Origin of the sequence: Cyanobium sp. T1B-Tous, assembly GCF_024345475.1 — a bacterium.
Lineage (GTDB): Bacteria > Cyanobacteriota > Cyanobacteriia > PCC-6307 > Cyanobiaceae > Cyanobium_A.
The window spans coordinates 1-5136 of sequence record NZ_JAGQBE010000120.1; the positions used below are offsets into that span (position 1 = coordinate 1).

At 65.5% G+C, this 5136-nt stretch carries 5 protein-coding genes; 4 read left to right on the plus strand and 1 reads right to left on the minus strand.

The window, feature by feature from the left end:
• Positions 1-87: 87 nt before the first annotated feature.
• Entirely contained in the window at positions 88-411 is a 324-nt protein-coding gene (locus KBY71_RS14970) for a hypothetical protein (protein WP_254929684.1), read from the plus strand.
• On the opposite strand, the gene KBY71_RS14975 is transcribed toward KBY71_RS14970, so the two are convergent.
• Entirely contained in the window at positions 390-1358 is a 969-nt protein-coding gene (locus KBY71_RS14975; RefSeq protein ID WP_254929680.1) for an aspartoacylase, read from the minus strand. The two genes, KBY71_RS14970 and KBY71_RS14975, sit on opposite strands and share 22 nt — an antisense overlap.
• Positions 1359-1429: 71 nt before the next feature.
• Between KBY71_RS14975 and KBY71_RS14980 the strand changes: the two genes are divergently transcribed.
• The 3 genes from KBY71_RS14980 to KBY71_RS14990 are packed head-to-tail and all read left to right on the plus strand — an operon-like array spanning position 1430 to position 4928.
• Positions 1430-2404 (plus strand): glutathione S-transferase C-terminal domain-containing protein, encoded by a 975-nt coding sequence (locus KBY71_RS14980; RefSeq protein ID WP_254929681.1) that lies wholly within the window; start codon positions 1430-1432, stop codon positions 2402-2404.
• Complete coding sequence (locus tag KBY71_RS14985) at positions 2401-3042, plus strand: DUF2301 domain-containing membrane protein (RefSeq protein WP_254929682.1); 642 nt, start codon at positions 2401-2403, stop codon at positions 3040-3042. Before KBY71_RS14980 ends, KBY71_RS14985 begins: the two co-directional genes overlap by 4 nt.
• On the plus strand, positions 3039-4928 hold the full coding sequence (locus tag KBY71_RS14990; protein ID WP_254929683.1) for an ABC-F family ATP-binding cassette domain-containing protein: 1890 nt from the start codon (positions 3039-3041) through the stop codon (positions 4926-4928). Before KBY71_RS14985 ends, KBY71_RS14990 begins: the two co-directional genes overlap by 4 nt.
• Positions 4929-5136 lie beyond the last annotated feature (208 nt).

Sequence of the window (5136 nt, forward strand, 5' to 3'; positions counted from 1 at the left end):
GCTTCAGTAGCGGCGTTGTTAAGTCCGCGACTGCTGGCGGGTGGCTTGTTGGTGGCCAGTTGCCTGGGCGCTGGCAGCCTGTCATTTGTGAATTCCGCGCCGGCCCGGGCCCAGGCGGAGGCACCCGTTCCATTCAGCGCCGTGCGGGCCCTCAACCTGGCTCGCAACACCGCAGTGCAGAGCAACGGGGGCTTGGGGCTCTACCGACCAGAGAAGTGCATGTTTGAAACGGCGAACGCCGGCAACAAATGCCTGATCAGCTCAACCAGTGATGGCTATCTCTTTAGCTTCCTAGGCGGTGCCCCTGGCTGGCAGCAACTAAATCTGCCGGCTTCGGTGGAAACCGAAATCCGCATCTCCAGTGACGGGAGCACCGTCCTTGGCATCGATTACAACGGCGCCCCGCGTTGAGCCAACTGGGAGGCAATGTCTGTTAGAGCCAGCAACCAGTCAGGCCCAACCGGCCAACACTCCCTGCGAGTGAGGCTTAGGGCAATGCCCTTTTCGCCGTAGGCGGCCTCATTCACAAAGACGGGCCAAACGGACTCCCCCGCCAAATCCGGCGGTAGGGCCAGGCCAATTTCCTTGCCGCAGGGATCGACAAACACCGGATCTCCCGCACGCAAGGGACGCCAGTCGCGATGCTGTAACTCCGGATGCAGGCAAGCGGCAGGTGAACCATCTGGATGGCGCGGCAAATCCAAGCTGCCCAGATGGCAATGCACCACCAGCTCAGCCGGCAGCCTCAGGCGGCCTCGCTGGGCTGCCGCCAACACGGCCAGGGCCGCCTCAACGGCGAGCTGGCTTTGACGGCAGATCTGAGCCTGGATAACCCCCTGGGGCACCGGACCCACCTCGATAACCAGGCCGCAGGGCCAGCGCTCAACCAAAAAGCCCGTTTGGGAAGCATCGGCCTCGTGCAAGTAAATCGGCAGCCCCAGCTCCCCCTGCAAACCCGCCGCCAGAGCTAGATCGGCCGGCCTCCGGCCATAGAGCACCAAGGAGTTACCCATAGCGCTGGTGGTGCTGTGTAGGTCGAGCACCACCAGCGCAGGAGCTTCAGCATCAGGGCCATGGCAAGCGAGCAGCTGGCGAGCGCGCTGCAGATCAGCTTCGTTTCTCGAGGAATCCGCCAGCAGCTCGGGAGAAAAGCAGCGGTTTAAATCCCGCTCCACATAGCGCTGATTGACTTTGTGGGCAGCTGGGTTGCCAAGCACCAGTGCCACATCAAGCCCGTGGCGCTGCAGGGCCTCGGGCTGGCGGCGCCAGTGCTCCAGCAGCCAGGGGGAGTTGCGTTCATTGCCGTGGGTGCCGGCCACGACCAGCACCTGGGCCGGTTTGACGATTTGGCTGATCAAAAAGAAGAAGGCCAGAAATGGATTTCAGCCCCAGCCTGACGCAGATTCAGAGCTCTGCCGCCCCCGCAACCATGCCTCCCCCCGCCCCCTTGGTGCGCACGGCCCGCGCGATCTGGCACTGGCAATGGCACCAGCTCATGGGCGGCCTGGGACCGGCCGATGCCGAGGGCAACTACCGCCGCCCCAGCGGAGCCTTCACGGCGCTGCCGCCCCTGCCCAGCGAAGCCGGCGCGGCTGATGGGCACGTGTTGATTGTGGGGCGCAGCTGCCCCTGGGCCCACCGGGCCTGGCTGGTGTGGAGCCTGCGCCAACTGGGCTGCAGCATCAACCTGGTGGTGGTGGACCCCGATCCAGCCGAGGGGCGCTGGCGCTTTGCCGAGCCCTTCGAGGGCTGCGCCAGCTTAATCGAGCTCTACCAGCAATCCGGCGCTGATCCGGGGCAGCGGGCCACGGTGCCGGCGCTCTATTCCCGCGGTGAGAGGCGGATCCTGGTTACGGAGAGCGCCCGGCTGATCGAGCTGCTCAACCGCTGGCCCGCACCAGCAGGGCCCGATCTGGAGCCCCATAACCAGCAGGCAGCCACAGAGAAGTGGCGCGCGCGGCTGCAGGGCGACGTCAACGACGGGGTGTACCGCTGTGGTTTCGCCCGCACCCAGGCCGCCTACGACCGGGCCGAGGCGGCCTTGTTTGCGGCGCTTCTGGACGCCAATGGGGCCTTGGAGCAATCTCCTTGGCTAAGTGGGGACCAACTGAGCCTGGCCGATATAGGGCTTTTCCCGACCCTTATCCGGCTGGAGCTGGTTTATGCGCCCCTGTTCGGTTGCAGCCGCATACCCCTTTGGCAGCTTCCAGCCCTATGGGACTGGCGCCGGCGCTTTTACAGCCTGCCCGGCGTGGCCGAGACCTGCTTCCCGGAGGCCTGGCGCAGCGATTACTTCGGCGCCCTGTTTCCCCTCCATCCCTCGGGAATCATCCCGGCCGGGCCGCCACTCGCCACACTGGTGCAAGGCAGACCAGTACAGGAAAGCAGCGAGAACCATCCATGACTGATCCGATATTTGAAGGGGTGTACGGCACCTACACGATTGACGCCACCGACCGGCGGGAGGTGCTCGGTTACCGCCTTGCCCTCACGGCGGTGGCCGTTGGCCAAGCAGGCCTGCTAGTGCAGTGGCGGCAGCTGGGAGCCGACCAGCTCTGGCCCTGGATGCTGCTGATGGCTGCGGGACTGGGCCTAGCCCTACGCTGGATTCACATTTACTTAGTGCCCTTGCACCGGGCCCTGCAGCTTTTCTGGCTACTGGGCTGCCTGGGGGGCCTGGCATTGGCGATCCGCAGCGGCCCCGGCGCCATGCTGCCGGCCCTGGCCAGCCAGCCCCTCTGGATCCTGGCCATTGGCCCCTTTTTTGCGGCCTTGGCGGGGGTTGGCTTCAAGGAATTTTTCTGTTTCAGGCGGCCGGAGGCGATCGGCGTGACCCTGCTGCTGCCTATCGCCCTGCTGGGCCACCTCAGCGGCTTACTTCCAGGCGCGATCACCACGGCCTTGCTGGCCCTGGAGAGCGGGCTTTTACTGGTGTTGTGCCTACGCAAGTTTCCCATGCCCGCCGCGGCAGATGTGGGCGACAAGAGCGTGTTTGCTTACCTCAAAGGCCAAGCTGGCGCAGCTGAGGAGGCTGCACTTTGAGTTTGATAAGCCTGGTGGAAGCCAGCAAGGACTTCGGCATTCGCACCCTGTTCGAGGGTCTCACCCTGCACATCGGCGAGCGGGAGCGGCTCGGGCTGATCGGTCCCAATGGGGCCGGCAAGAGCACCCTGTTGAAGGTGCTTGCGGGCAATGAGCCCCTCGGCAGCGGCCAGCGCCGCTGCGCCCCCCGCACCCGGGTGGTGCTCGTAGATCAGGAGCCCGAGCTAGACCCCGAGCACACCGTGCTGGAGCAGGTGTTTGCCGGTAGCGGCGAGAAGATGGCTTTGCTGCGGCAGCACACGGCCCTGAGTCAGGCCGTGGCTGATGGCCCCGATAACGCCATCGCCCTGGCCCAGCTCAGCGACCTGCATGGCCGCATGGATCAGCTCAATGCCTGGGGGCTGGAGCAGCAGTGCCGCGAGGTGCTGGAGCGGCTAGGCATCGCCGACATCGAACGCAAGGTGGGCGACCTCTCCGGCGGCTACCGCAAGCGGGTCGCCCTGGCTGCAGCCCTGGTGGCCGAGCCGGACGTGCTGCTACTGGATGAACCCACCAACCACCTCGACGCCAACGGGGTGGAATGGCTGCAGAGCTATCTGGAGCGCTTCTCCGGCGCCCTGGTGCTGGTGACCCACGACCGCTACGTGCTCGATCGGGTCACCCGCCGGATCGTGGAGGTGGATCGGGGCCTGGCCCGCAGCTACGACGGCAACTACGCCACCTATCTCACCCATAAAGCTGAAGAGGAGGCATCTGAAGCGGCCTCAGCCGCCAAGTTCAAGGGCACGCTGCGGCGGGAACTGGCCTGGCTAAGGCAGGGTCCCAAAGCCCGCAGCACCAAGCAGAAGGCCCGTATCCAGCGAATTGAGGCGATGCGGGAGGCACCTCTGCGGCAGGGCCGCGGCCAGGTGAGCTTGGCCACCACCAGCCGGCGGCTCGGCAAGCGGGCCATCACCGCCGAGGACCTGGAGGTGAGTGTGGGCGAAGGACCTGAGACCAGGGCCCTGCTGCGCGCCTTCAGCTACGACTTCAGCCCGGAAGACCGGGTCGGCATCATTGGCCCAAACGGGGTGGGCAAGTCGAGCCTGCTTGAGGTGATCGCCGGCCGGCGCCAACCCAGCAGCGGCAGCCTGGAGCTGGGCTCCACCGTGAAGCTCGCCTACTTCGACCAGCACAGCGATGTGCTGCTCAAGCCCGACCAGAAGGTGCTGGAGGTGGTTCAAGCTGCCGCCAGTCGGGTGGCAGTGGACGGCGAGGAGCTGAGCGCCTCCCAGTTGCTGGAGCGCTTCCTGTTTCCACCAGCCCAACAGCACCAACCGGTGGCCAAGCTCTCCGGCGGCGAACGGCGGCGGCTCCATCTCTGCCGGCTGCTGATCGAGGCCCCCAACGTGCTCCTGCTCGACGAGCCCACCAACGACCTGGACGTACAGACCCTGAGCGTGCTCGAAGACTTCCTTGAAGACTTCCGCGGCTGCGTGGTGGTGGTCTCCCACGACCGCTACTTCCTCGATCGCACCGTGGATCGGCTGTTCTGCTTTGAGAATGGCGAGCTGCAGCGCTTTGAGGGCAACTACAGCGCCTACTTAGAAGCGAGCTCTACCCGCCAGGCCGCGCCCAAGAGCCCCAAGAATCCAGCCCCGATAGCGCCCCAAGCCAGCAAGGCCCAGACGCGGCGGCGCAGCTTCAAGGAGAGCCGGGAGCTGGGCGAATTGGAGGTAAACCTGCCGGTCTGGGAGCAGCAGCGCTGTGACCTGGAGCTGGCCCTGGCCAGTTCAGGCAGCGACTACGCCGCCCTTGAGGGACTCACCCAGGAGCTGGCCGCGTTAACGGAGCGCATCCATTGCGGCGAGGAGCGCTGGCTCGAACTCAGTGAGCTGGCGGGGTGAAACGGGGGCCCCAGCCATGGCTGGCAGCAGCGCCGAGAACGCTGGGCGCACATTGTTGTCAATCCAACACATCACCAAAGCTCAGCTCCCGGCGCCATTGGGAGTGTTCAAAGAGTCAGCAGTGCACCCCCGGGGCGTCGATCCAGAACAGGCGCCCGTAAGGTGATCGGCGACGAGCTCCGGTATCCAGTGACCGGTATCCGAATGA

What these genes read in the sequence shown, in the direction of transcription:
- KBY71_RS14985 (WP_254929682.1), top strand. Translation starts at nt 2,401, where the DNA reads ATGACTGATCCGATATTTGAAGGGGTGTACGGCACCTACACGATTGAC.
- KBY71_RS14980 (WP_254929681.1), top strand. Translation starts at nt 1,430, where the DNA reads ATGCCTCCCCCCGCCCCCTTGGTGCGCACGGCCCGCGCGATCTGGCAC.